Annotated in this window: 19 protein-coding genes and 1 riboswitch; of the genes, 15 read left to right on the forward strand and 4 right to left on the reverse strand. The window is 40.0% G+C overall.

The window, feature by feature from the left end; all coding sequences use genetic code 11:
- The first annotated feature begins 10 nt into the window (after window positions 1-10).
- From glmS to rsmA, 8 genes are all read left to right on the forward strand, one after another.
- Window positions 11-1849, forward strand: a complete 1839-nt coding sequence (gene glmS, locus CGC63_RS00560; protein WP_003023166.1) for a glutamine--fructose-6-phosphate transaminase (isomerizing) — start codon at window positions 11-13, stop codon at window positions 1847-1849.
- 103 nt (window positions 1850-1952) lie between these two features.
- A complete protein-coding gene (locus CGC63_RS00565; RefSeq protein ID WP_009247678.1) occupies window positions 1953-2213 on the forward strand; it encodes a helix-turn-helix domain-containing protein in 261 nt (86 codons plus the stop codon).
- A gap of 3 nt (window positions 2214-2216) precedes the next feature.
- The gene (locus CGC63_RS00570; protein WP_003023164.1) at window positions 2217-2831 is read left to right on the forward strand and encodes a hypothetical protein; all 615 of its coding nucleotides are present in this window, start codon (window positions 2217-2219) and stop codon (window positions 2829-2831) included.
- Between the two features lie 172 nt (window positions 2832-3003).
- Window positions 3004-4623 (forward strand): phosphotransferase, encoded by a 1620-nt coding sequence (locus CGC63_RS00575; RefSeq protein WP_003023162.1) that lies wholly within the window; start codon window positions 3004-3006, stop codon window positions 4621-4623.
- A gap of 51 nt (window positions 4624-4674) precedes the next feature.
- Window positions 4675-6117 (forward strand): MATE family efflux transporter, encoded by a 1443-nt coding sequence (locus CGC63_RS00580; protein WP_003023160.1) that lies wholly within the window; start codon window positions 4675-4677, stop codon window positions 6115-6117.
- Between the two features lie 510 nt (window positions 6118-6627).
- Entirely contained in the window at window positions 6628-7122 is a 495-nt protein-coding gene (locus CGC63_RS00585) for a QueT transporter family protein (protein WP_003023158.1), read from the forward strand.
- Window positions 7123-7309: 187 nt separating this feature from the next.
- Complete coding sequence (locus CGC63_RS00590) at window positions 7310-9823, forward strand: hypothetical protein (protein WP_003023156.1); 2514 nt, start codon at window positions 7310-7312, stop codon at window positions 9821-9823.
- A gap of 15 nt (window positions 9824-9838) precedes the next feature.
- Window positions 9839-10708 carry a 16S rRNA (adenine(1518)-N(6)/adenine(1519)-N(6))-dimethyltransferase RsmA gene (gene rsmA, locus CGC63_RS00595; RefSeq protein ID WP_003023155.1) on the forward strand — a complete coding sequence of 290 codons (870 nt, stop codon included), beginning with the start codon at window positions 9839-9841 and terminating at the stop codon, window positions 10706-10708.
- Between the two features lie 230 nt (window positions 10709-10938).
- Here rsmA and CGC63_RS00600 read toward each other — a convergent pair whose 3' ends face one another.
- On the reverse strand, window positions 10939-12138 hold the full coding sequence (locus CGC63_RS00600) for an ROK family transcriptional regulator (RefSeq protein ID WP_003023154.1): 1200 nt from the start codon (window positions 12136-12138) through the stop codon (window positions 10939-10941).
- A gap of 331 nt (window positions 12139-12469) precedes the next feature.
- Between CGC63_RS00600 and CGC63_RS00605 the strand changes: the two genes are divergently transcribed.
- Window positions 12470-13369: a DUF1002 domain-containing protein gene (locus tag CGC63_RS00605; protein ID WP_009247673.1), complete on the forward strand. Its 900-nt coding sequence runs from the start codon at window positions 12470-12472 to the stop codon at window positions 13367-13369.
- Between the two features lie 92 nt (window positions 13370-13461).
- On the opposite strand, the gene CGC63_RS00610 is transcribed toward CGC63_RS00605, so the two are convergent.
- From CGC63_RS00610 to CGC63_RS00620, 3 genes are all read right to left on the reverse strand, one after another.
- Window positions 13462-14109: a GTP pyrophosphokinase gene (locus CGC63_RS00610; RefSeq protein ID WP_003023152.1), complete on the reverse strand. Its 648-nt coding sequence runs from the start codon at window positions 14107-14109 to the stop codon at window positions 13462-13464.
- Between the two features lie 83 nt (window positions 14110-14192).
- Window positions 14193-15203 (reverse strand): PTS sugar transporter subunit IIC, encoded by a 1011-nt coding sequence (locus CGC63_RS00615; protein WP_003023151.1) that lies wholly within the window; start codon window positions 15201-15203, stop codon window positions 14193-14195.
- Entirely contained in the window at window positions 15200-15901 is a 702-nt protein-coding gene (locus tag CGC63_RS00620; protein ID WP_009247670.1) for a S1 RNA-binding domain-containing protein, read from the reverse strand. The genes CGC63_RS00615 and CGC63_RS00620 overlap by 4 nt, the downstream gene beginning before the upstream one ends.
- 115 nt (window positions 15902-16016) lie before the next feature.
- Between CGC63_RS00620 and CGC63_RS00625 the strand changes: the two genes are divergently transcribed.
- The 6 genes from CGC63_RS00625 (at window position 16017) to CGC63_RS00650 (ending at window position 23621) form a co-directional block, all read left to right on the forward strand.
- Window positions 16017-17675 carry a putative manganese-dependent inorganic diphosphatase gene (locus CGC63_RS00625; RefSeq protein WP_003023149.1) on the forward strand — a complete coding sequence of 553 codons (1659 nt, stop codon included), beginning with the start codon at window positions 16017-16019 and terminating at the stop codon, window positions 17673-17675.
- Window positions 17676-17708: 33 nt separating this feature from the next.
- Complete coding sequence (locus CGC63_RS00630) at window positions 17709-18302, forward strand: flavin reductase family protein (protein WP_003023148.1); 594 nt, start codon at window positions 17709-17711, stop codon at window positions 18300-18302.
- Between the two features lie 2 nt (window positions 18303-18304).
- Window positions 18305-18802: a shikimate kinase gene (locus CGC63_RS00635; protein WP_009247668.1), complete on the forward strand. Its 498-nt coding sequence runs from the start codon at window positions 18305-18307 to the stop codon at window positions 18800-18802.
- Window positions 18803-19035: 233 nt separating this feature from the next.
- Window positions 19036-20328, forward strand: a complete 1293-nt coding sequence (locus CGC63_RS00640; protein ID WP_003023146.1) for a UDP-N-acetylglucosamine 1-carboxyvinyltransferase — start codon at window positions 19036-19038, stop codon at window positions 20326-20328.
- 87 nt (window positions 20329-20415) lie between these two features.
- Window positions 20416-20514: riboswitch (SAM riboswitch) on the forward strand.
- Between the two features lie 105 nt (window positions 20515-20619).
- Entirely contained in the window at window positions 20620-21807 is a 1188-nt protein-coding gene (metK, locus tag CGC63_RS00645) for a methionine adenosyltransferase (RefSeq protein WP_009247667.1), read from the forward strand.
- 176 nt (window positions 21808-21983) lie between these two features.
- Window positions 21984-23621, forward strand: a complete 1638-nt coding sequence (locus tag CGC63_RS00650) for a L,D-transpeptidase family protein (RefSeq protein ID WP_003023144.1) — start codon at window positions 21984-21986, stop codon at window positions 23619-23621.
- Window positions 23622-23752 lie beyond the last annotated feature (131 nt).

The raw sequence follows: 23752 nt of genomic DNA on the forward strand, positions 1-23752 counted from the left end.
GGTATAAAATATGTGTGGAATTGTGGGATATGTGGGAAAAGAAAATGCGGCATCTATTTTGATAGAGGGGCTTTCCAAGCTGGAGTATAGAGGATATGATTCTGCGGGTATTGCGGTGCTGGATAATAGCCGCGACAAAAAAGAAATTGAAATCATCAAGGCGAAAGGTCGTTTACAGGCGCTTCGTGAGATGACAGATAATGGAAAAGCGGTAAAAGGGTATTGTGGAATTGGTCATACCCGCTGGGCTACGCATGGTGAACCATCAGTGATTAATGCGCACCCTCATGTATCAAAGGATAAAAAAATCGCGGTGGTACATAATGGGATTATTGAAAATTATAAGGAAATAAAGGAATATTTACAGAAAAAAGGTTATGAATTTGTGTCACAAACAGACACAGAAGTAATCGCCCATCTTTTGGACTATTATTACAAAGGGAACTGTTTGGAAGCGATTACAAAGGTATTAGGAAGAGTGAGAGGTTCCTATGCGTTGGGAATTCTTTTTCAGGAAAATCCGGGAGTTATGTATGCTGTGAGAAAGGATAGTCCTTTAATCGTTGGGAAATCTCCTCAGGGAAATCTCATTGCATCTGATGTCCCTGCGATTTTGAAGTATACAAAGACCGTATGCTACATTGATGACAGAGAAATTGCCGAAATTAAGGCAGATGGTATACGTTTTTATGATATTGATCAGGAAGAATTGCAAAAAGAGTTCAAAACCGTGGAGTGGGATGCAAAAGCAGCGGAAAAAGAGGGCTTTGAGCATTTTATGCTGAAGGAAATCTATGAGCAGCCGAAAGCAGTAGCAGATACTATCAGTCCCAGAATTAAGAATGGGAAAATTGTGATTGACGAATTGGAAATGACAGACGAAGATATTAAGAAGGTCAGTCGTATTCAGATGGTAGCTTGTGGTTCTGCATATCATGTGTGCGTATGTGCGAAATATGTGCTGGAAAAGCTGGCAAAAATACCGGTAGATGTGGATTTGGCATCGGAGTTTCGCTACAGGAATCCCCTTATGGCGAAGGACACATTGGTGATTGTCGTGAGTCAGTCGGGGGAAACGGCAGATTCGCTGGCAGCTTTAAGGGAGTCTAAGAAAAAGGGTTATAAAGTGCTGGGAATTGTAAATGTAGTAGGAAGTTCTATTGCACGAGAAGCGGATAGTGTTTTTTATACATGGGCAGGACCGGAAATCTCCGTGGCTACTACAAAAGCGTACAGTACTCAGCTGGCAGCAGTTTATCTCATTGGATTACTTTTTGGAAAAGTAAGGGGTACGATTAAAGATAAAGAGTATAGAGAATATATTCACGAGCTGGGAAGACTTCCTGAGAAAATTCAGAAGATTTTAGATGAAAAAGAGAGGATACAGTGGCTTGCTAATAAGTATTCGCATACAAAAGATGTGTTCTTTATCGGAAGAGGTCTGGACTATGCCATTTCTTTAGAAGGTTCTTTGAAGTTAAAAGAAATATCTTATATTCATTCTGAAGCTTATGCGGCAGGGGAATTAAAACATGGCACGATTTCTCTTATTGAAGAAGGAGTTCTGGTAGTTGGTGCAGCAACACAACCGGATTTATTTGAGAAAGAGGTCAGCAATTTAGTAGAAGTGCGAAGTCGTGGAGCATGTGTCTTAGGGCTGACTTCTTATGGGAATTATTCCATAGAAGATATTGCAGATTTTACTGTGTATGTGCCTAAGACACAGGATGTTTTTACTACCAGTCTGGCTGTTGTTCCACTGCAGTTGCTGGCATATTATATTTCAGTTGCTAAGGGCTTGGATGTTGATAAGCCAAGAAATCTTGCAAAGAGTGTTACAGTAGAATAGAGATGGAAAGTGTACTATCAAATAAGGCACTAGTGTTATATATGGTAGTAATTGGAAAATAATAAGTAGTACACTGATAGTACCAAAAATGGAGGTACTATTTATGATTCGTTCACGAAAGATATTAGCAGATCGTATTAATAATCTGTGTAAGGAACAAGGAATAACTTATTATGCGCTATCCTATAAATCAGCAGTTCCCCTGACTACATTGCTGCACATTGTAAACGGCTCAACCAAAAATCCGGGAATATTTACTATTCATAAAATTTGCGAGGGATTTGAGATTTCATTAAAGGACTTCTTTGATACAGAGGAATTCTGCGAAATGAGAGGAGATTTTGAAGAGGAGATGCAGATTTAATCAGTGGAGGATAGGAATGACAGAGATAATCACTTTTCCAAGCTCTGTGAGGGAAAAGGGGAGCTGTTAAGTAAAGCGCTAAGAGACTGGATATTGGAACAGGATTTTATGAGAAAATCGAAGTTTCCGATTATATATGCTTCTGAGACTATTATGCGCTATCGTGCGGAAAAGACTGATATAAGCAGCAGAGAAAGTCTAAGAGAATTTGTTCAGGGACTTTTTTGCTCTTCTGTAAGTGAAGAAAGTATAGCAGGTGTAGCTGCATTTATAGGAAATCATGCAAGAGAACTTAGAGATTTGAAAGAGGGACAGGAGCGGGTTCTGGAAGGATATGCAATAGCGGTGGACTCTTTTAGTTTAGTACGTATAGATTATAGAATATGGGCACAAAAATGCGATGCCCGTTATATTTCGGCAGCAGCAGGAATTAGAGGTGTTTTAGATGTGAAAAGGACTCGCTGGAATGATTTTTTAAGTGCCTACATGGAGATTTTGAATTTGGGATTTCCGGAGGATATTTCACAGGAAGAAAAACAGGAGCAAATTACAAAATGCGTGGAAAAGGCACGTATGTTATTTAGACTTTTTCATGGAAACCTTGTAAAAAGTGAATAGAATAATATACAACTATACAAAATAATTGTATGGTTAAAGCGAAAAGAGCACTTTTTTGCCAGAAAAGTTCAAAAAGGTGTTCTTTTTTTACTATGTATGATAAAATAGGAGACAATGAAAACGATATTTGTGAAAGGAGAAATAGAAGCTTATAAGCTTCATACAAAAACAAATGAAAAGTTTATTGATTTTAGGTGCGGGCGGTTTTGGTCAGATGATACAGGAAACAGCCAGACTGATTGGATATGCAAAAGTAGTATTTTTGGATGATGCAGTTAAAGGAGAAGATGTCATTGGAAAATGCTGTGATTATCAGGCATTTCTAGGAGAATATGATACAGCAGTAGCAGCTCTCGGAGATAACGGAATGCGCCTTTATTGGACAGAAAAGCTCATGGAAGCAGGATATAAAGTGCCGGCAATTATTCATCCGTCAGCAGTAGTAAGCCCAAGTGCGGAAATTGGCAACGGAAGTTTTATTATGCAGCGTGCAGTTGTTAATACACATACAGTCATTGAGCATGGTGTTCTTGTAAACAGCGGTGCGGTTGTAGACCATGACTCTCATGTTGCAAAGGGAGCACATATCGGACTGGGAAGCGTTGTGAAAGCAAATTGTAATATTGATGTAAAACGTAAAGTGGAGGCCGGCGAAGTGGTATTTTCTACCAGAAGAAAAATTGACGGCGTTACAAACAGAAATCTGGAAGATGCCTTATATGCTTTCGGATTTGGTAATCAATGCAGCTATGTGAAACCTTTTGGACAGGGACATATCAATGAAACTTATGCTGTTTATATGCCTACGGATGCAGGAGATGAGTTTGCATATATTCTTCAGCGAGTAAATAACAACGTATTTAAAGATCCGGCAGGGGTTATGGAAAATATTTTCGGTGTAACAGAATACCTTCGTAACGTTATTCGAGACGAAGGCGGAGATCCGGACAGAGAAACTTTATCTTGTATTAAGACAAAAGCCGGATGCACTTATTTTGAAGACAGTGAAGGACAGCCTTGGAGATGTTATCATTACATTCCGAATTCTGTATGCTATCAGTTGGTGGAAGAACCGGAGCAGTTTTATCAGTCAGGAAACAGTTTCGGACATTTCTTAAAGCAGCTTGGTAATTATCCGGCATCCAGCTTAAAAGAGACCATTCCTGATTTCCATAATACAGTAAAACGTTTTGCAAATTTCCAGCGTGCTGTAAAGCGTGATATTAAAAACAGAGCCATTACCTGCCGCCCTGAGGTTAAGTTTGCTTTGGAAAGAGAAGCAGATTGCGGCGTTCTGGTAAAACAGCAGGAAGAAGGAAAACTTCCTTTACGAGTAACACATAATGATACGAAATTAAACAATATTTTATTTGATGCGGATACCGGAAAAGGACTGTGCATTATTGATTTAGATACTATTATGCCGGGCTTGGCTGCCAATGATTTTGGTGACTCTATCCGTTTTGGCGCAGCTACCGCAGAAGAGGATGAAAGAAATCTGGATTTAATGCACTTCGATATTTCCTTATATGAAATGTATGTGAAAGGTTATCTGGAAGGTACAGATGGTGTGCTTACACCTGAGGAAATAGAAAGTCTTCCATGGGGAGCACGCTTAATGACTTTGGAATGTGGTATGCGTTTCCTGACAGATTATCTGGAAGGAGATACTTACTTTAAGACAGCTTATCCGGAGCACAATCTGGTTCGTGCCCGTACACAGTTCCGTCTGGTTGATGAAATGGAACAACAGTTTGAAAAGATGCAGGAAATTGTGCGTCAGTATTGCTAAGAAAATGATTTTTAGATAGAATAATTACAAGGGCTGCCACATTAGGCGTACATGGAGTTGTTGCTTAATGAGCAGCCCTTATTATGCAGGAATTTAATAGAAGTGGAGGAAAATTCGTTGTCGGAAAATACAGATAAAATCATTTTGTTTGAACAGACACCAATTCCAAAGGCAGTTGCAAAGCTGGCAATACCCACAATTCTCAGCTCGCTTGTTATGGTGCTTTATAATCTGGCGGATACCTATTTTGTAGGAATGTGCAATGACCCAATTCAGAATGCGGCAGTTACCTTGGCAGCCCCGGTGCTTTTGGCATTTAATGCGGTGAACAATCTTTTCGGAGTGGGCAGCTCCAGTATGATGAGCCGTGCTCTGGGAAGAAAAGATTACGATACGGTATATAAAAGCTCTGCACTGGGCTTTTATTGTGCAATTATATCCGGTGCGCTATTTGCGTTGGCATGTTTTGTTTTTAATGCACCGCTGCTTCGTATGCTGGGAGCAAATACTGAGACCATGGCTGCCACAGGAGAATATTTGAAATGGACCTCTATTTACGGAGCAGTGCCTGCTATTTTAAATGTTGTTATGGCGTATATGGTAAGAGCAGAGGGTTCTGCGCTGCATGCCAGTATCGGAACAATGAGCGGCTGCTTTTTAAATATTATTTTGGACCCTGTTTTTATACTTCCGTGGGGCTTGAATATGGGAGCGGAAGGAGCAGGACTTGCCACCTTTTTATCTAACTGTGTTGCCTGTATTTACTTCTTTGTATTACTCTATAAAAAAAGAAAAAGTACTTTTGTGTGTGTAAATCCCAAACGCCTTTCTCTGGACAAAAATATTATCTGTGGAATTTGTGCAGTGGGAATTCCAGCATCAATTCAGAACCTTTTAAACGTTACGGGAATGACGATTTTGAATAATTTTACATCTTCTTTTGGTGCAGATGCAGTTGCGGCAATGGGGATTACCCAGAAAATCAATATGGTTCCTATGAACATTGCCATGGGAATTTCTCAGGGAATTATGCCTTTAATCAGTTATACTTACTCCAGCGGTAATCATAAGAGAATGAAAGGTACGCTGGTATTTGCAGCAAGAGCAAGTCTGGGATTTATTACCGTTGTAGCAGCTTTTTATTATTTAAGTTCTGCTCAGTTGACAGAAATGTTTATGTCTAATGAAGCAATTATTTCTTATGGAACAAAATTTTTAAGAGGCTTTTGCCTGGGATTGCCGTTTTTATGTATGGATTTCCTTGCAGTAGGTGTGTTCCAATCTGTGGGAATGGGAAAAGAAGCTCTTATTTTTGCGATTATGAGAAAGATTATTCTGGAAATACCGGCGCTGTATCTTTTAAATTATTTACTTCCTTTGTATGGACTGGCTTATGCACAGTTTGTGGCAGAGGTTGTATTGGCAGCAGCAGCGGTTATTGTGTTGGCAAGGCTGTTTCAGAAAATTGAGCAACAAAAAGTGATTGCCAGATAAAATAGACTAAGCTATACTGATAATGTTACCGCCTCCTATACCGGTACAGAAGGGAGGTGCTCACTATGGATTTAGTATTATCTTTTATTGTCGCTGTTGCGGCTGGTGTAGTTTGCCACTACATCATCAAATGGTTAGATGGCGACAAATAGCCGGTAACTAGCCTGTGGATATAAGCCTTTCCACACCAAAATTAGGAATAGAAAACCCCTCGGAATGCAGTCCGAGGGGTTTTCATTGCTGTTCACTATGGAATAGCATTATCTTTTTGCCTACTGGCATTATAGCATATGCAATTTAAGAATACAATATGCAGATTTGAGCTTTATGTGCTATATTTTCAAATTTTTCATAAATCTTGATTTTCATCAGTTCCTGTGCTATACTACAACACGTTGTAAAGCCCATAAAAACAAGGTCTTATAAGGGTTTCGCCGATTTCCGGCATAAAATGAATCGTGTGTTCGTGACCTTCCACACGTAAAACAAAACTAAAGGAGAAAACAGAATATGAAAAACAAAAATGTGTCGTACTTAACACAGGCTGCAATGATTGCGGCAATCTATGTGGTGCTTACCATTGTCTTTGCACCTATCAGCTTCGGAGAAATACAGGTTCGTATTGCAGAAATGCTGACAATTTTACCTATTTTTACACCGGCGGCAATTCCGGGATTGTTTGTAGGATGTCTGATTGGAAATATTACAGGCGGAGCAATTTTACCTGACATTATTTGCGGCAGCATCGCAACACTTGTAGGAGCAGCAGGGACATACGCATTGAGAAATCACCATAGAGCATTGGCAGTTTTACCGCCTATTTTGGTAAATGCCTTGGTCGTTCCGTTTGTACTTCGCTATGCTTACGGTGTGGTACTTCCAATTCCATTTTTGGCTTTAACCGTAGGAATTGGGGAAATTATTTCCTGTGGAATACTGGGAAATGTTTTGGCGGCAGTTTTGAAAAAATACAGCGGAAAAATTTTCGTATCACAAAGAGTATAAAATAAAAAGCTTCAGGGAGTTCTGTAAATCAGAATTCCCATTTTTTTGTCTCCTTCCAATCATTTACTTTGACATACAATAGTCTGTATGCTAGAATTAAATCAATTATGGAGTCTTATACCCTCAGCAAGAATTACAGATAAGAACACATATTTGAAACTATATACAAATCAATAAATGTACAGAGGTGAATAAATTGGATAAAAACGAGTACAGAGCAAAATTGGAAGAAATCGGTCAGTTAGTTGACAGACAGGACTACAAAGGCGCTCTAAAAATTGTAGATACCATTGATTGGCGTAGAGTACGCAGTGCCAGAACCTTATGTATGGTAGGCGAGATATACGAAGCTAATAAAAGGTATGAAGATAGTCGAAAACTTCTGCTCCTTGCACATCAGAGAGCTCCTATTGGAAGAACTGTCATATACAGATTAGTTGAGCTTTCTATTAAAATGGGTGAATTTGACGAGGCACTGAATTATTATAAGAAATTTGTGGAGATTTCTCCTAATGACAACAGCCGTTACATTTTAAAATATAAAATTTACAGAGCGAGACGTTCACCGATTGAAGAACAGATTGCAATTCTTCAGGATTATAAGAGCAAAGAGTATACGGAAAGATGGGCTTATGAGCTGGCACGGCTGTATGCAAAGGCAGGTATGAAGGATGCTTGCATTGAAGAGTGTGACGATTTGATTTTATGGTTCAGCGAAGGAAAATATGTTACAAAGGCCATGGAATTAAAAATGCGCTTTACACCGCTGACAGCAGCGCAGCAGGAAAGCTATAACAAGGCAAAAGGTGTTCCTGTTCGTGCTGTTGAAATACCGAAGACAGTACCGGTGCAGATGAATGAGCCTTTCAATCAGCAGCAGGATAAGGAAATTGAAGAGATATTAAACAGTATTAAGCTGGGAGGGCTTACACAGGAAGCTCCGTCTGAAACAGTGAAGCCTCAGGAAGCGCCTATGCAGCCAAAACAGCCGGAAGACCTTCCGGACCGCGTGGCACAGGGGCTAAGGGATGTGTTCCAGCCAAAGGCAGCAGTGTCAGAGGACATGGAAACAGCGGCAACAAAAGAACCGTCTACGGCTACGGAAGAACAGGGATATGTGATTAAAGATTTAGAGCCGGAAGATATGACAAAGGGCACTGAATTTAAGCCGTTTCATATTGGAAGCGCAATGACAATGGAGGTAAAGGCAGAAGCCCCGAAATCAGAGATGCTTTCTTCTGATGGTGCAGCGACAGAAGCCTTTAAGACAGATACAAAAAGTCTGGAAATTGATTTAGAAGCGCTTTTGGCAGAGACCGCAAACGAGTTGGCGCAGGCAGTTGCCGAAGGAACACAAGAAACTGTTCAAGAAGTAAACGAGGAAGTTGTGGAAGAGGCGCTTGCGGAGATTTCAGAAGAACCGGGTGAAGAAGAAGTTACAGAAGCTGTTGAAGAAACCGAAGAGGTTGTAGAGGAAAGTTCTAAAGAAGCAGAAGAAGATATTCTTCCTGCGCCGGCAGCGGCAAAGGCTGCTATGATTGCAGAAAATTTAAGCGCTGTTTTTGAAGAAAAAGCAAATGAAATCGAAGCTTTGGCAGCAGAAAATACAGAGGAAGAGTCCGAAGAAGCTTTAGCAGAAGCCAAAGAAATTACAGAAGAAGCTTTAGAGGAAACTGCTGAGACAGCAGAAGAAGCGGTAGAAGAGACTGCGGAGGAAGAAGTATCTGAGGAGGCAACCAGAGAAATTCCTGTGGAAGAAGTCAAAGAGGCAATGGGTGAAATTGATTTTTCACAGGCTTTGGAACAGGAAATAGAGAAAGAAACTTCCGTTGAGTCACAGCAGGAGGAATGCCATATAAAACGTGTGGCAGCCTCGGCAGTAGATGAAACGCAGAAATCTTCTGCATTTCAGACAGCAGTCGAAGGCTTAATGCGTCATCACCTTACAGAAGAAGAACACAGAAGATTGTTTACATATTTTGCACCTGTTCCGGGTATGACACAGCAGATAAATGAAGCCTTAGATACTGCACAGGAGTCTGCATGTGCCAAGACATCTCAGGCAGGAAATATTATCGTTACAGGACGTGAAGGTTCCGGAAAGACAAGACTTTCAGAAGGGCTGATTAAAGCTCTTTGCAAAGAACGTCAGATGGAAGGCGCTAAGGTTGCGTTTATCACAGCAGAGGAATTGAATAAAAAAGACCCAATAGCCATTGTGGGAAAATTATCAGGAGGATTTCTGGTAGTTGAAAATGCAGGAGAATTAGACGAGGAAATAGTCGAAGATATGTCAAAGGCTATGGAATTTAAGACAAATCGTTTGACTGTAATTTTAGAGGATTTGAAACCGGGTATCCGCAGTCTGGAAGAAAAATATCCGGAATTTATCAAAAAATTTGACTCCCGCATTGTAATTCCTGTGTTTACCAATGATGAGCTGGTATCTTTTGCGAAAACTTATGCAAAAGAGCTGGGATATAAAATTGACGATATGGCAGTTCTTGCATTATATACTTTAATCGGAGATAATCAGAACGAAGAAAATCCGGTCACAATCGGCACAGTCAGAGGTATGATGGATGAAGCCATTAAAAAAGCTTCTAAGAAAGGACGCCGATTAGGAAAGAAAGTGGCAAAACGCCATTTAGATGATGAAAGCGGCAGAATTATGCTGTATGAGAAAGATTTTGATATTTAGTCAGGAGGAAAAAAGATGACAGCCCCTTATCTGGGAAACCCTAAAAGAACCATAGAAGTTCTTCAAAAATACGATTTTGTTTTTCAGAAAAAATTCGGGCAGAATTTCCTGATTGATACCCATGTGTTGGATAAGATTATAAGCGCTGCCGAGATTACAAAAGAGGATTTTGTACTGGAGATTGGTCCCGGAATTGGGACCATGACCCAGTATCTGGCATGTGCGGCCAGAGAAGTGGTTGCAGTTGAAATTGATAAAGCGCTGATACCAATTCTTGAGGATACGTTGCAGGACTACTCTAATGTAACTGTTCTCAACGAGGATATTTTAAAAGTCGATATCAAAAAACTGGCAGATGAGCACAATAATGGAAAACCCATTAAAGTTGTGGCAAATCTGCCATATTATATTACAACACCGATTATCATGGGATTATTTGAAGGAGATGTGCCAATTGAGTCCATTACCGTAATGGTGCAAAAGGAAGTAGCGGACCGAATGCAGGTAGGACCTGGAACAAAGGAATACGGAGCGTTGTCATTGGCAGTGCAGTATTATGCAGAACCTTATATTGTAGCCAATGTGCCGCCTAACTGCTTTATGCCAAGACCGAAGGTGGGAAGCGCCGTTATACGTCTTACAAAACATGCAGAACCTCCGGTAGAGGTGTTTGATACAAAGCTGATGTTTCGCATTATTCGGGCATCCTTTAATCAGAGAAGAAAAACTCTTGCCAACGGTTTAAATAATTCTCCGGAGCTTTCCTTTGGAAAAGAAGAAATTCAAAGAGCAATTAAGGCTTGTGGATTTCCTGAGGGAATTAGAGGAGAAGCATTGACCTTAGAAGAGTTTGCTGCATTGACCAATGAATTTAAAAGTAAATAAGAAACAGAAAAACATCGCAGAGAAGTGAGTCTGCGATGTTTTTTTATAAATATTAAAGGAAGGAGAGTCGGCATTAACGCCGACTTATGAAAAAGAAAATATAAAAATAATTTGCTCTGTATTATTTTTATGATATTAGTATATATTGGAAATATGTTCAAAGCATGATGAACTTGTGAAGAAATCGTGAACGAAATTGAAAACTTTTATGAATGTTCCACATTAAAGCCCTAAAAAGGAAGATGACAGGGAATTTGCAAGTGGTGAATATCTAAAAAGTTTTCAACGGATATCCGTGCGCCTCCTAAAAGACAGGAGAGATTTCCTAATTTTGAGGGGATAATGTTACAGTCTCTGTTTTGATGTCCGGCCAAGTATTCTGAAATTCTTTGGTTGATATCAGGAATATGATTGGAAAAAGCGCTGTTTAATACAATGATATCAGTATTAAAGGTGTTAATAATATTGTTAATGCCAATGGAGATGTATTTCACGAATAAATCCATCATTTCATGGGCAAGAGGCAGGTTTGCATCATAATCCTTTAAAAATTCAGATATAGTAACGTTTTCTTTCTTCTGTCGGGCAGCATAATTTTCCAGAATGGCTCTTTGAGAGGCATAAAGCTCAAAACAGCCCTGATTTCCGCAGGGGCATGGTTTTCCGTCAGGGAATAAGATGGTGTGCCCGAATTCACCGGCATAGCCATCCCGTCCTTTATATAAGCGTCCGTTTACCAGAATTCCCATACCAATTCCGTCATGCACATTGATATGTATCATATTTTTATATTTGTGATGAAAGGCGGCTTCTCCCAAAACAGAGAGATTTGCTTCATTTTCTACAAAGACAGGAATTTGAAAAGTTTCCTGCAAATGTGTACCCAGACCGCTTTTGGGGAGAGGATAATAAGGCGTAAATAAAATTTCGTTTTTTTGGACAACTCCATAAATACCAATGGAAACTCCGATAATTTTATTTTTAAACGCAGTATTTTCTCTGATATAGAAATTTAAAATCTGTTCTAAATGCTGCAAAAGATTATCCTGTGGACAGAAGGGGATTTTTTTGATTTCCTGTACTTCTCCCTTTAAGTTTGTCAAAAGGGCAATAATCTGCTGCGGTTGTATTTCTAAAGACAGGGCAAAACCATAAGCTTTGTTAAACTCCAGCAGGATGGGCTTTCTTCCCATGGAGGTTTGGGCACTGCCGATTTCCCTGATGAAATTCTGTTCCAATAATTCCTGTACAATATTGGAAATGGTTGCTTTTGTAAGGGATAATTGCTTTGCCAGTTCTGCTCTGGAAACAGGAGGGTTATTTATAATAAATTCTAATACCAGACGGCGGTTATTATTGCGTATCATTTCCTGATTGGCGATGGACATAATAAAAGCTCCTTCGTATGTTAAACTTTTTGTTCTTATCATACACTTTTCCGGGAAAGGGGGCAAGGGATATACAGCTCTTCTTTCGAGAACCTTTAGAGAAACTTTAGAAGTATGTGGGAGAAAATGTGGTATAATGAAGTTGTCGCATTAAGTATATATCCGGAAATATTGATACATTTTATGCTCAGCCTGCGCTCACTTTGAGCTTATAATCTCAAAGCGTGCTCGACAAATTCGCTAAAAGTGCATCAATATTTCTGAATAATATTTAAAGTGACAACTTCGGTTTGGAAAGGAAATACCCTTTTGAGTGTTTCCTCGCCGGCACATGTGGTATATAAAATATGTAGAATTTAAGGAGATTGAAGATATGAAGAAAAAAGGAATTGCGTTGCTGCTTACAGGTGTGATTATGGCATCTTGTTCTATGCCTGTTTATGCGGACAGAGAGGATGCAAAGCTAGATGTTCCCTATATTTCGCTGGGAGCAGATTTGAATGCGCAGGAAAAGGCTTCTGTTTTGGAGCTTTTAGGTGTTTCGGAAAAGGATTTAGAAGATTATACTGTTGCTACGGTTACAAATAAGGATGAGCATAATTATCTGGACTCTTATCTGGATAAAAGTGTTATCGGTTCAAGGGCTCTTTCTTCTGTTCTGGTAGAGGGAAAAGAAGATGGAAACGGAATTCACGTAACAACAAAAAATATTACATACTGTACGCCGGGAATGTACGAAAATGCCCTTGCCACAGCGGGAATTAAGGATGCGGATATTGTGGTGGCAGGTCCGTTTAAAATTTCAGGAACAGCGGCTTTGGTAGGTGCGATTAAATCTTATGAAAATATGACAGGTGAAGAAGTAAAAGAAGAAAATGTAGAAACAGCTACCAATGAGCTGGTTATTACCGGACAGATTGCGGAAGATGTAGGAAGTCAGGAAAAAGCAGAGCAGCTCATCGGAGCAATTAAAGGAGAGGTAGTCAGCAGCGGCGTTTCATCACCGGAAGAAATCGGAGAAATTGTAGACCAGGCTGTAAAAGAGATGGAGGTAAAGCTTTCTGAGGAAGACCGTCAGGCTATTGTAAAGCTCATGGAAAAAATCGAAAATCTGGATTTGGATATCAACAGCTTAAAAGAACAGGCAAAAAATCTTTACGATAAGATTGAAGATTTAGGATTAAAGCTGGATATTAATGAAGAAGAGGTAAAGGGATTTTTTGATAAAATTATAGAGTTCTTTAAGAATTTATTTTCCGGTAATCAAGAATAAGAAATTTGGAGCTGCCGCATTAGGCGTATATCATGTTTAAGCGGCAGATCCTGCTTATAAAAGGCTATGATAGATTTCTTTAATACAATTCTTTATGAATTCTTTTCAGAAAATTCCTGTATTTTTTCATTCAGAGAGAGCATACGTCGATCCAGATTTGAAACGATATTTGCACATTCCTGCAGCTCACGGCGAATATAATCTGGTGCATTTCCCTCAAATTTATAATAGATTTTATGTTCCAGACTTGCCCAGAAATCCTGTGCAATGGTGCGGATTTGTATTTCCACAATGGTATCCACAATTCCCTGTGTCAGATGAATAGGAACTGTCACCAGAATGTGATAGCTTTGATATCCGCTTACTTTTGGATGCGTAATGTAATCCTTCACAGAAACTACCTTTAAATCGCTTTGTTTTGTAATCATATCTGCAATCAAATAGATATCAGAAGTAAAAGAACATATAATGCGGATACCTGCGATGTCATTTACGTACTTCACCATGTTTTCCACACTGGTTTCATAACCGTTCTTTTTTAGCTTATTTACAATACTTGCCGGAGTTTTAATGCGGGATTTAATGTGTTCAATAGGAGTATAATGATAAATGTGCTGAAATTCATCGTTGAGAATATCAATTTTTGTATTAATTTCTTTTAAAGCGGCGTTGTAGAGGAACATGAGCGTTTCCCAGCCGTCTGCATCTTCTTGCTTGATTAGTTCTATAAGTTTTTCCATTTTTGTGTCCTCATTAAAGAAAATAAAAGTCTGTCACTTTTTCTTAGTATAGCAGAAAAGCGACAGACAGTCAAAAAAGATTTTTATGTTGTATGAAGAAGCATGTCCTGAGATTTAATCAGATTTAATTTTCGCATGCCGTTGGCAATAAACAACGTAAGGACGCCCGGCAGGATGAAATGAAACAGAAGGATTTTTAAAAACACCATCTGCGGGGCTTCTCCTGCTGTCATGGTTTCCCAAGTAGTCGTCTGTCCCATAAGTCCCATAGTGCCCAGACCGGAACCGTTAGGTGAATTTTGCATTTTTCCTAAGAGAACGCCCAGAGGTCCTAAAATGGCGCTGGAAAGTATAGGAGGCAGCAGAAGGAATGGGTTTTTCAGAATATTAGGAAGCAGCAGCAATGGCGTGCCTGTTCCGATAGAAAGAAGTCCTGAAAAACCGTTTTCTCGATAACTTGCAACAGCCATTCCTACCATACTGCAACAGCAGCCGATGGTTGCCGCTCCGGCAGCCGGTCCTGATAATCCCGCTATAACGCCCAGTGCAGCAGTACCGATAGGGAAAACAACGGCGATGCTCATAAGTACTGCAACTATTATCCCCATAAGGAGAGGCTGTTGCTGTGCTCCCCAATTTACACAGTTGCCAAACTCCTGTATAAAGTAACTCAGGGGTGTCTCCAGCAAAAGATTTATAAGTTCTCCGCATAAAAATCCCGTAAGAGGACACAGAAATAAATCAAAACGAGTTTTTTTGACAAAGAGACGAGAAAGTTCAATAGCTGTAAAGGCAGCCAGAAAAGAGCACAAAAACGCTGACGGACCGGCGGCATCGCCTCCTAACATACCTGCAATACCGGCACATAGTACAACAAGAGGCGCTTCCTGAAGCTGGCAGGCAACACCCACCCCAATGCCTATTCCGGTAAGTCCGGTGGCAATCCCGCTTAAATGAATAAGCGTACTGTTAAAGTCACTGGGGAAAAGGTTCGCAATCTGTCGCAAAAACATTCCCATAATCAATGTGGCAAAGATACCACATGCCATTCCGTGAGCCCCTTCTATGAAAAATCGTTGTAAAAATCGTTTCATAATTTCAGATTTTTAAATAAAGAGCCTAAGGAAGTAGAGATTTCTTCGCTTTCCGGTAATTCGTAATCCGGTTCTTCCTCTTTTTCTTCTGCGATTTCATTGAGCGCTTTCATGCTCAGACTGATTTTTCCGTCTTCGTTTTTGATTACTTTTGCTTTTACTGTATCGCCAATGCTTAAAACGGCTTTCGGTGATTTAATTCGTTTTTCGGAAATCTGAGAAACGTGTACAAGACCGGATATTCCGTCACCTAAATCAATGAAAGCGCCGTAAGTCTGTAAGGACTCTACGGTACCTTCCACAATACTTCCCACCTTAATATCGTCAATTTTACTGCGTTTTTCAGCGTCAGCCTTTTCTTTTAAAATTTCTTTTGCAGAGAGAACAAGACGGTTTTCCTGTTCGTCTACTTCAAAAACCCTTACAGTAATGGTCTTTTTTAAGAAATCTTCTGGATTTTCTACATAATTTAAAGCCAGCTTGGAAACCGGGATAAAAGCACGGATACCTTCTACATAAGCAATAACGCCGCCTTTTACAATGCCCTCCACGGACACTTCAAATTCTGTTTTGTCTTCCTTCATCTGCTCTAATTTGTCCCATATAAGCATATCATCGTCACGGAAGTTAGAGAAAGAAGCGTCAATTTCTTTCATGTAGTCTTCCATAGTTTCTTGTTTTTTCATTTCTTCTGACATTGAAATACCTCCATGTTTTAAATTTTGGATTAAGTATATCATAATTGCCATTGATTTAGAAGTATGTTACTATAAAAACAGATAGAACTGCAGTAAAGGCAGAAAGGAAAGAAGAATGGGAAAGCAAGGAAAAATATACATTATCGGACATAAAAATCCAGACACAGACTCTATTTGTTCAGCGATTGCTTATGCGGATATAAAGAACAGAATGAGTAACGGAAATCGCTATGCGGCAAAGAGAGCGGGACAGATAAATGAAGAAACAGAATATGTGCTGAAACGATTTGGTGTGGAAGCGCCGGGTTACCTGTCAGATGTTGGGACACAGGTAAAAGATATGGATATTCGTGAAACTCCGGGAGTTCCCAACAGTATTTCCATTAAAGATGCGTGGGCAATTATGAAAGAGAGCAGTGCAGTAACATTGCCTATTACAAAAGAGGACGGACAGCTGGAAGGATTGATTACCACAGGAGATATTGCAAAATCCTACATGGATGCCCATGACAATTATTTCCTTTCCAATGCCAGAACCCAGTACAGAAGTATTGCCAATACCGTAGAAGGCGTCATTGTAACAGGAAATTCCCATGGGTATTTTGTAAAGGGAAAGGTGGTAATCGGGGCGGCAAATCCGGATAAATTAGGAGATTTTCTGGAGGAAGACGATTTGGTTATCTTAGGAGACCGCCATGAAGACCACTTATGCGCTATTCAGGAAAATGTAAGCTGTATGATTGTGTGCAACCATGCCAGAGTATCTGCAGATATTATTGAGGCGGCAGAAAGAAACCAGTGCGTCATCATTCAGTCCGCTCTTGATACATTTACCGTAGCAAGATTGATTAATCAGAGTATTCCTGTGAAACACATTATGAAAAAGGAAAATCTGATTACGTTTCAGACAGATGACTTTACCGATAATGTAAAGGACATCATGGTAAAAAACCGACACAGAGCATTTCCGGTGGTAAATAAGCATGGCAAATATATTGGTACGGTTTCCCGCCGTAATTTGCTGGGAATGAAAAAGAAACAGCTGATTTTAGTTGACCATAATGAGAAGACACAGGCAGTGGACAATATTGATGCGGCAGAAATATTGGAAATTATCGACCATCACAGATTGGGCTCACTGGAAACTTTACAGCCGGTGATGTTCCGCAATCAGCCGGTAGGGTGTACAGCGACAATTATGTATCAGATTTATGTGGAAAAGGCGTTGGAAATCAGTCCGTCTATTGCGGGGCTTTTATGTTCTGCGATTATTTCAGATACTTTGATGTTTCGTTCGCCTACCTGTACCTCCGCAGATAAAATGGCGGCAGGCGCTTTGGCTTTGATTGCGGGAATTAATATAGAAGAACATGCAAAAGAAATGTTTACTGCGGGAAGTAATTTGAGAGGAAAGACTACGGAAGTTATTTTCTATCAGGATTTCAAGCGTTTTACAGCGGATACCGTGAATTTTGGCGTAGGACAGATTAGCTCCATGAACGAAGAGGAGCTGAAGGATTTAAAGAAAAGGCTTATTCCGTTTATGGAACATGAGTGCGGAAAGAACGGAATTTCTATGGTATTTTTCATGCTGACTAATATTTTGGATGAGTCCTCTGAAATTATCTGCTACGGAGAGGGCAGTGGAAAACTGGTACGAGATGCGTTTGAAGTGCAGGAGTCTGACAGTGGTTATATACTGCCCGGTGTGGTATCCAGAAAGAAACAGCTGATACCTGCATTTATCGGAACTTTGCAGCAGAACGGAAATTAGTGCATTGTATATTGGTTTTGAAAGGACAAGAAAATGAGTAAAATTGAGTGGAAACCGGGAAATATGCTTTATCCTCTGCCGGTGGTAATGGTGAGTGTGGCGGATGAAGAAGGGAAGGACAATATTATTACCGTGGCATGGGCAGGAACAGTATGTACCAATCCGCCTATGGTGTCTATTTCTGTACGACCGGAACGATATTCCTATTATATGATAAAAGAAACAGGAGAATTTGTGATTAATCTTACTACGGAGAAACTGGCTTATGCAACCGATTACTGTGGGGTCAAATCCGGTCGTGACGTAGATAAATTTAAAGAGGCACATTTAACAAGAGAATCAGCCTCTCATGTGGGAGCGCCGATGATAAAGGAGTCTCCAGTTTCTATTGAATGTCGGGTAAGAGAAGTGCAGGAGTATGGAAGCCACAGCGTGTTTACGGCAGATGTGCTGGCGGTACATGTGGATGACCAATACATGGATGAAAAAGGCAAGTTTGATTTGGCAATGTCAAATCCAATTGTTTATTCCCACGGAGAGTATTATGGATTAGGGAAGAAATTGGGAACCTTTGGGTATAGTATTAAGAAGAAAAGAAAGAAAAAACAGAAGAAGCAGGGGAAATGAGTATGGAAAATATTACACTGATTGGAATGCCCGGTGTAGGAAAAAGTACGGTAGGTGTTATTCTGGCGAAGGTGCTGGGATATGAATTTGTAGATTCAGACCTGTTAATTCAAAAGTCTGAAAATCTGCTTTTGCGGGAAATTATTGCAAGGGACGGACAGGATGGTTTTTTGAAAATTGAAAACAGAGTAAATGCTTCTATTGAGACAGAAAAATCAGTAATTGCCACGGGAGGAAGCGTGGTATACTGTGCAGAAGCCATGGAACATTTGAGGAAAATCGGTAAAGTGGTATACCTGAAGCTGGAATATGAAGAACTAAAGAAACGTTTGGGAAATCTTAGAGGCAGAGGCGTGGTTTTAAGAGACGGACAGACTTTAAAAGACTTGTACGATGAGCGGACACCTCTTTATGAAAAATATGCAGATATTGTAGTTGATGAGAAAAATCTGGATGTAGAGGGAACTTTACAGAAAATTCTCGAAAATATTGCTGAATAATTGACGGCAAGGGTTTGGAAAACTGTGGAGAAACGGGAAAATGCGGATTTTTATTTACAAATTCATATATCTGTTATAATATAATGGATAAGCCATAAAATAGTATTGAGAAAGTATTGTAAACAGACGTGAATTCGAGAAATGGCTTTATAACAAATAGATAAAACCTGTGACAGACAGGAAGACATAGATTTAGACAGGTAGTGATACCTGGGAAAACAAGAGGTGTGTATATGGAGCAGTATATTATTAAGGGTGGAAACCCATTGGTCGGTGAAGTGGAAATTGGCGGTGCCAAGAACGCAGCGCTGGCTATACTGGCAGCAGCAATCATGACAGATGAGACGGTACACATTGAAAATTTACCAGATGTTCGTGATATTAATGTGTTATTAGAGGCGATTAAAGAAATTGGTGCTACTGTTGACCGCATTGGACCTACGGAAGTAAAGATTGCGGGAGCAACCATTGGAAATATTACTGTTGAGTATGAATATATTAAGAAAATCAGAGCGTCCTATTATTTGTTGGGTGCTCTTTTAGGCAAATATAAAAATGCAGAAGTGCCCCTTCCGGGAGGCTGTAATATAGGAAGTCGTCCGATTGACCAGCATTTAAAAGGTTTTCGGGCTCTCGGTGCGTCAGTAGATATTATTCACGGTGCAGTTGTAGCAAAGGCGGAGCATCTTACAGGAAAACATATTTTTATGGATATGGTGTCAGTGGGTGCGACAATCAATGTTATGATGGCAGCGGCAATGGCGCAGGGAAATACGACTATTGAGAATGCGGCCAGAGAGCCTCATGTTGTAGACGTTGCAAACTTCCTTAACAGCATGGGCGCAAATATTAAAGGAGCCGGTACAGATGTAATCCGTATTCAGGGAGTGGACAAGCTTCATGGTACAACTTACTCCATTATTCCGGACCAGATTGAAGCAGGAACCTTCATGTGTGCAGCAGCAGCAACCATGGGGGATATTATGGTGAAAAACGTTATTCCAAAACACTTGGAAGCAACGACAGCAAAATTGGAAGAAATCGGATGTCAGGTAGAAGAATTCGATGATGCGGTGCGTGTTGTGGCAAATAAACGTTTAAAACGCACAAATGTAAAAACAATGCCATATCCGGGCTATCCTACGGACATGCAGCCTCAGTTTGCCGTGGCGTTGACTCTGGCAGAGGGTACAAGTATTGTAACGGAAAGTATTTTTGAAAATCGTTTTAAATATGCAGATGAGCTTACCAGAATGGGGGCTAATATTAAGGTAGAGGGAAATACTGCAATTATTGACGGAGTGCAGAAGCTTGCGGGAGCAAGAGTAAGCGCGCCGGATTTAAGGGCGGGTGCAGCCCTTGTTATTGCCGGTCTGGCAGCAGAAGGCATTACGATTGTGGACGATATTGTTTATATTCAGAGAGGATATGAGCGTTTTGAAGAAAAGCTCAGAAGCCTTGGCGCTGAAATTGAAAAGGTTTCCAGTGAAAAAGAAATTAAAAAATTCCAGCTTCGAGTAGGCTGATGGAGTTTTTAGAAAAAATGCTTGACGGATAACGGGAAAAGCGTTATCGTAGTAGTGTTAAATAGAAAATTGTAAATGTTATATTTTCTCTTATTCAGAGTGATGGAGATACATAGGATCTGTGAAGTCACGGCAACCCCGCATGGCGGAAGGTGCCAACCTGAGCGAATAATCGAACAATAAGAGGATTCATTTTATGAAAAGTATATGAGTCCGCTTTGTCGGGCTCTTTTTCAATGTACGGCGGTAAAATGCGAGAGAAAATATAAACTCAAGAAAAGGAGAAAACACATGGAAAAAAGATTATTTACTTCTGAATCTGTAACTGAAGGCCATCCGGACAAGATGTGCGATGCGATTTCTGATGCGATTTTAGATGCGCTTATGGAAAAAGACCCAATGAGCCGTGTTGCTTGCGAAACTGCTACAACAACAGGTGTTGTTATGGTTATGGGTGAAATCACAACAAGCGCTTATGTAGATATTCCGAAGATTGTAAGGGATACTGTTCGTGAAATTGGTTATACAAGAGCGAAATATGGTTTTGATGCAGATACCTGCGGCGTTATTACGACAATAGACGAACAGTCAGCAGATATTGCTCTGGGTGTTGATAAAGCTTTAGAAGCAAAAGAAAATAAAATGTCTGAAGAAGAAATCGATGCAATCGGCGCCGGAGATCAGGGTATGATGTTTGGATTTGCAACAGATGAGACAGAAGAATTTATGCCTTATCCGATTGCTCTTGCACATAAATTGGCATTACAGCTTACAAAAGTACGTAAGGACGGTGTACTTACTTATTTAAGACCGGATGGAAAAACACAGGTAACAGTAGAGTATGATGAGAATGATAAACCAATGCGTTTGGATGCAGTGGTATTATCTACACAGCATGATCCGGAAGTGACACAGGAACAAATTCATGCAGATATTAAAAAATATGTATTCGACCCAATTCTTCCGGCAGATATGGTGGATGATGAAACAAAATTCTTTATCAATCCAACAGGACGTTTTGTAATCGGCGGACCTCACGGGGACAGTGGATTAACAGGACGTAAAATTATTGTAGATACTTACGGCGGATATGCACGTCACGGCGGCGGCGCTTTCTCTGGTAAGGACTGTACAAAAGTAGACCGTTCTGCGGCTTATGCGGCTCGTTATGTGGCAAAAAATATTGTGGCAGCAGGTCTTGCAAAAAAATGTGAAATTCAGTTGTCTTACGCAATCGGTGTAGCACATCCGACCTCCATTATGGTTGATACATTTGGAACCGGAAAGCTTTCTGATACACGTTTAGTGGAAATTATTCGTGAGAACTTTGATTTAAGGCCGGCAGGAATCATTAAAATGTTGGATTTACGCCGTCCAATCTATAAACAGACAGCAGCTTACGGACATTTTGGAAGAAATGATTTGAACCTGCCTTGGGAAAATTTAGACAGAGTGGAAGATTTAAAGAAATATTTATAAAATGTTTATAAAAGTAAGATTTTTTGTGTCGGACTGTTTCATGAACGGTCCGACTTTTTCTATTTTATACCGAAAGTATTACATTTATGTGTATATGAAGAAATGTGGTTGAAATTACCAGAAAATTGTAATAGGATATCAATATAGAAATAAAAAAAGCAGCGGGAGGAAAAGGGATGAAGAAAAAAACGTTACAGGCTGCTGTAATTGCTTTAGGTATTTTAAGCGCCAGCTTTACAGTATCTGCTATGGGGGAAACAGATGTAGAAGATACTGTATTATCGGAAATTACAGAAGAGAGTATGCAAAATCAGGATGTTGAGACAGAAGAAGATACAGAGCAGGAAAACCCGGATAATCCACAACCGGAGAAGCCGCAAAATGGATGGGTTGAAAATGAAAACGGTTGGCAGTACAAAGATGAGAATGGAAATCTGCTGAAAGACGGCTGGTGGGAAATAGAAGGTGAAAGATATTATTTTGATAAAGATGGATATCGTGCTTCTTATTGGTTGTATGCAGACGGACAATACTATTGGCTAGGTACAGATGGAAAAATGCAGACAGGCTGGCAGGAAGTATGGGGACAGAAGTATTATCTCGGAACAGACGGAGCAATGCAGACATATTGGTCAGTAATAGACGGAAAATATTATTGGCTTGGAAGTGATGGGGCAATGCGGACAGGCTGGCAGGAAGTATGGGGTAAATATTATTATCTTGGAAACGATGGAGTGATGCAGACATATTGGTCAATGGTAGATGGACAATATTATTGGCTCGGTGCAGACGGAGCGATGCGGACAGGCTGGCAGGAAGTATGGGGTAGATGGTATTATCTCGGTAAAGCGGCTGATGACGGAGCGATGAGAACATATTGGCAAGAAATAGGCGGAAAGTACTATTGGTTTGGGGCAGACGGAGCGATGCGGACAGGCTGGCAGGAAGTATGGGGTAAATGGTATTATCTCGGCAAAGCGGCTGATGACGGAGTGATGAGAACGTATTGGCAAGAGATTGACGGAGAATATTATTGGCTCGGAGCGGACGGAGCAATGCGAACAGGCTGGCAGGAAGTATGGAGCAAATGGTATTATTTGGATGTAGCCGGAGTGATGCAGACAGGATGGATTTGGACCGAAGGGGACAAATGGTATTATACGTATGAAAGCGGTGCAATGGCATCTAACACTTGGGAAAAAATGAACGGACAGTGGTACTGGTTCGATGAAAGCGGTTTGATGGCACAGGGTTGGAAATATATAGGAAGATATAAATATTATTTTAATAATTCAGGCCATTTATTACAGGATTTAGATGGTGTTCTGGGAAGACAATCTTCTTATGAAGTTACAATAAATCGTAAAAGGTGTCAGGTGACAGTTTATGCAAAAGACGGAAGCAATGGGTATATTATTCCGGCAAAAACATTTACTTGTTCTGTAGGACTTTCCTCTACACCGACACCAACAGGAACATTCTATACACCGGATAAATATCGTTGGCATACTTTGATGGGACCTTCTTATGGTCAATATTGTACCAGAATTAATGGAGGAATTTTATTCCATTCCGTAGCTGGTTATAATATGACAAGCTATAATATTCGTGCAAGAGATTATAATAAATTAGGTTCACCGGCATCTCATGGTTGTGTACGCTTAACTGTACGTGATGCAAAATGGATTTATGATAACTGTAAGTTAGGAACAAAAGTTACAATTTCAGATTATGCAGCAACTCCATTTGATAAGCCTGCAACAATTAAAATTCCAGCTAGTCAGAATTGGGATCCAACAGACCCTAATATTTAAAATTAGAGTATAGATTGTGTATAAAGAGGGAAAGCGTTGTTAAGAGGGCGCTTTCCCTCTTTATTTGTATTAATTGTAGAAATAAAAACAAAAAAATAAACAAAAAGAGCTTGACATAGTAAATAGAAGAT

The sequence above is a fragment of the Blautia hansenii DSM 20583 genome, from assembly GCF_002222595.2.
GTDB lineage: Bacteria > Bacillota > Clostridia > Lachnospirales > Lachnospiraceae > Blautia > Blautia hansenii.

What these genes read in the sequence shown, in the direction of transcription:
- metK (WP_009247667.1), top strand. Translation starts at nt 20,620, where the DNA reads ATGGAAAAAAGATTATTTACTTCTGAATCTGTAACTGAAGGCCATCCG.
- CGC63_RS00625 (WP_003023149.1), top strand. Translation starts at nt 16,017, where the DNA reads ATGGGAAAGCAAGGAAAAATATACATTATCGGACATAAAAATCCAGAC.
- CGC63_RS00615 (WP_003023151.1), bottom strand. Translation starts at nt 15,203, where the DNA reads ATGAAACGATTTTTACAACGATTTTTCATAGAAGGGGCTCACGGAATG.
- CGC63_RS00580 (WP_003023160.1), top strand. Translation starts at nt 4,675, where the DNA reads ATGGAGTTGTTGCTTAATGAGCAGCCCTTATTATGCAGGAATTTAATA.
- CGC63_RS00605 (WP_009247673.1), top strand. Translation starts at nt 12,470, where the DNA reads ATGAAGAAAAAAGGAATTGCGTTGCTGCTTACAGGTGTGATTATGGCA.
- CGC63_RS00575 (WP_003023162.1), top strand. Translation starts at nt 3,004, where the DNA reads ATGAAAAGTTTATTGATTTTAGGTGCGGGCGGTTTTGGTCAGATGATA.
- CGC63_RS00650 (WP_003023144.1), top strand. Translation starts at nt 21,984, where the DNA reads ATGAAGAAAAAAACGTTACAGGCTGCTGTAATTGCTTTAGGTATTTTA.
- CGC63_RS00620 (WP_009247670.1), bottom strand. Translation starts at nt 15,901, where the DNA reads ATGTCAGAAGAAATGAAAAAACAAGAAACTATGGAAGACTACATGAAA.
- CGC63_RS00640 (WP_003023146.1), top strand. Translation starts at nt 19,036, where the DNA reads ATGGAGCAGTATATTATTAAGGGTGGAAACCCATTGGTCGGTGAAGTG.
- rsmA (WP_003023155.1), top strand. Translation starts at nt 9,839, where the DNA reads ATGACAGCCCCTTATCTGGGAAACCCTAAAAGAACCATAGAAGTTCTT.
- CGC63_RS00565 (WP_009247678.1), top strand. Translation starts at nt 1,953, where the DNA reads ATGATTCGTTCACGAAAGATATTAGCAGATCGTATTAATAATCTGTGT.
- CGC63_RS00635 (WP_009247668.1), top strand. Translation starts at nt 18,305, where the DNA reads ATGGAAAATATTACACTGATTGGAATGCCCGGTGTAGGAAAAAGTACG.
- CGC63_RS00600 (WP_003023154.1), bottom strand. Translation starts at nt 12,138, where the DNA reads ATGATAAGAACAAAAAGTTTAACATACGAAGGAGCTTTTATTATGTCC.
- glmS (WP_003023166.1), top strand. Translation starts at nt 11, where the DNA reads ATGTGTGGAATTGTGGGATATGTGGGAAAAGAAAATGCGGCATCTATT.
- CGC63_RS00585 (WP_003023158.1), top strand. Translation starts at nt 6,628, where the DNA reads ATGAAAAACAAAAATGTGTCGTACTTAACACAGGCTGCAATGATTGCG.
- CGC63_RS00630 (WP_003023148.1), top strand. Translation starts at nt 17,709, where the DNA reads ATGAGTAAAATTGAGTGGAAACCGGGAAATATGCTTTATCCTCTGCCG.
- CGC63_RS00610 (WP_003023152.1), bottom strand. Translation starts at nt 14,109, where the DNA reads ATGGAAAAACTTATAGAACTAATCAAGCAAGAAGATGCAGACGGCTGG.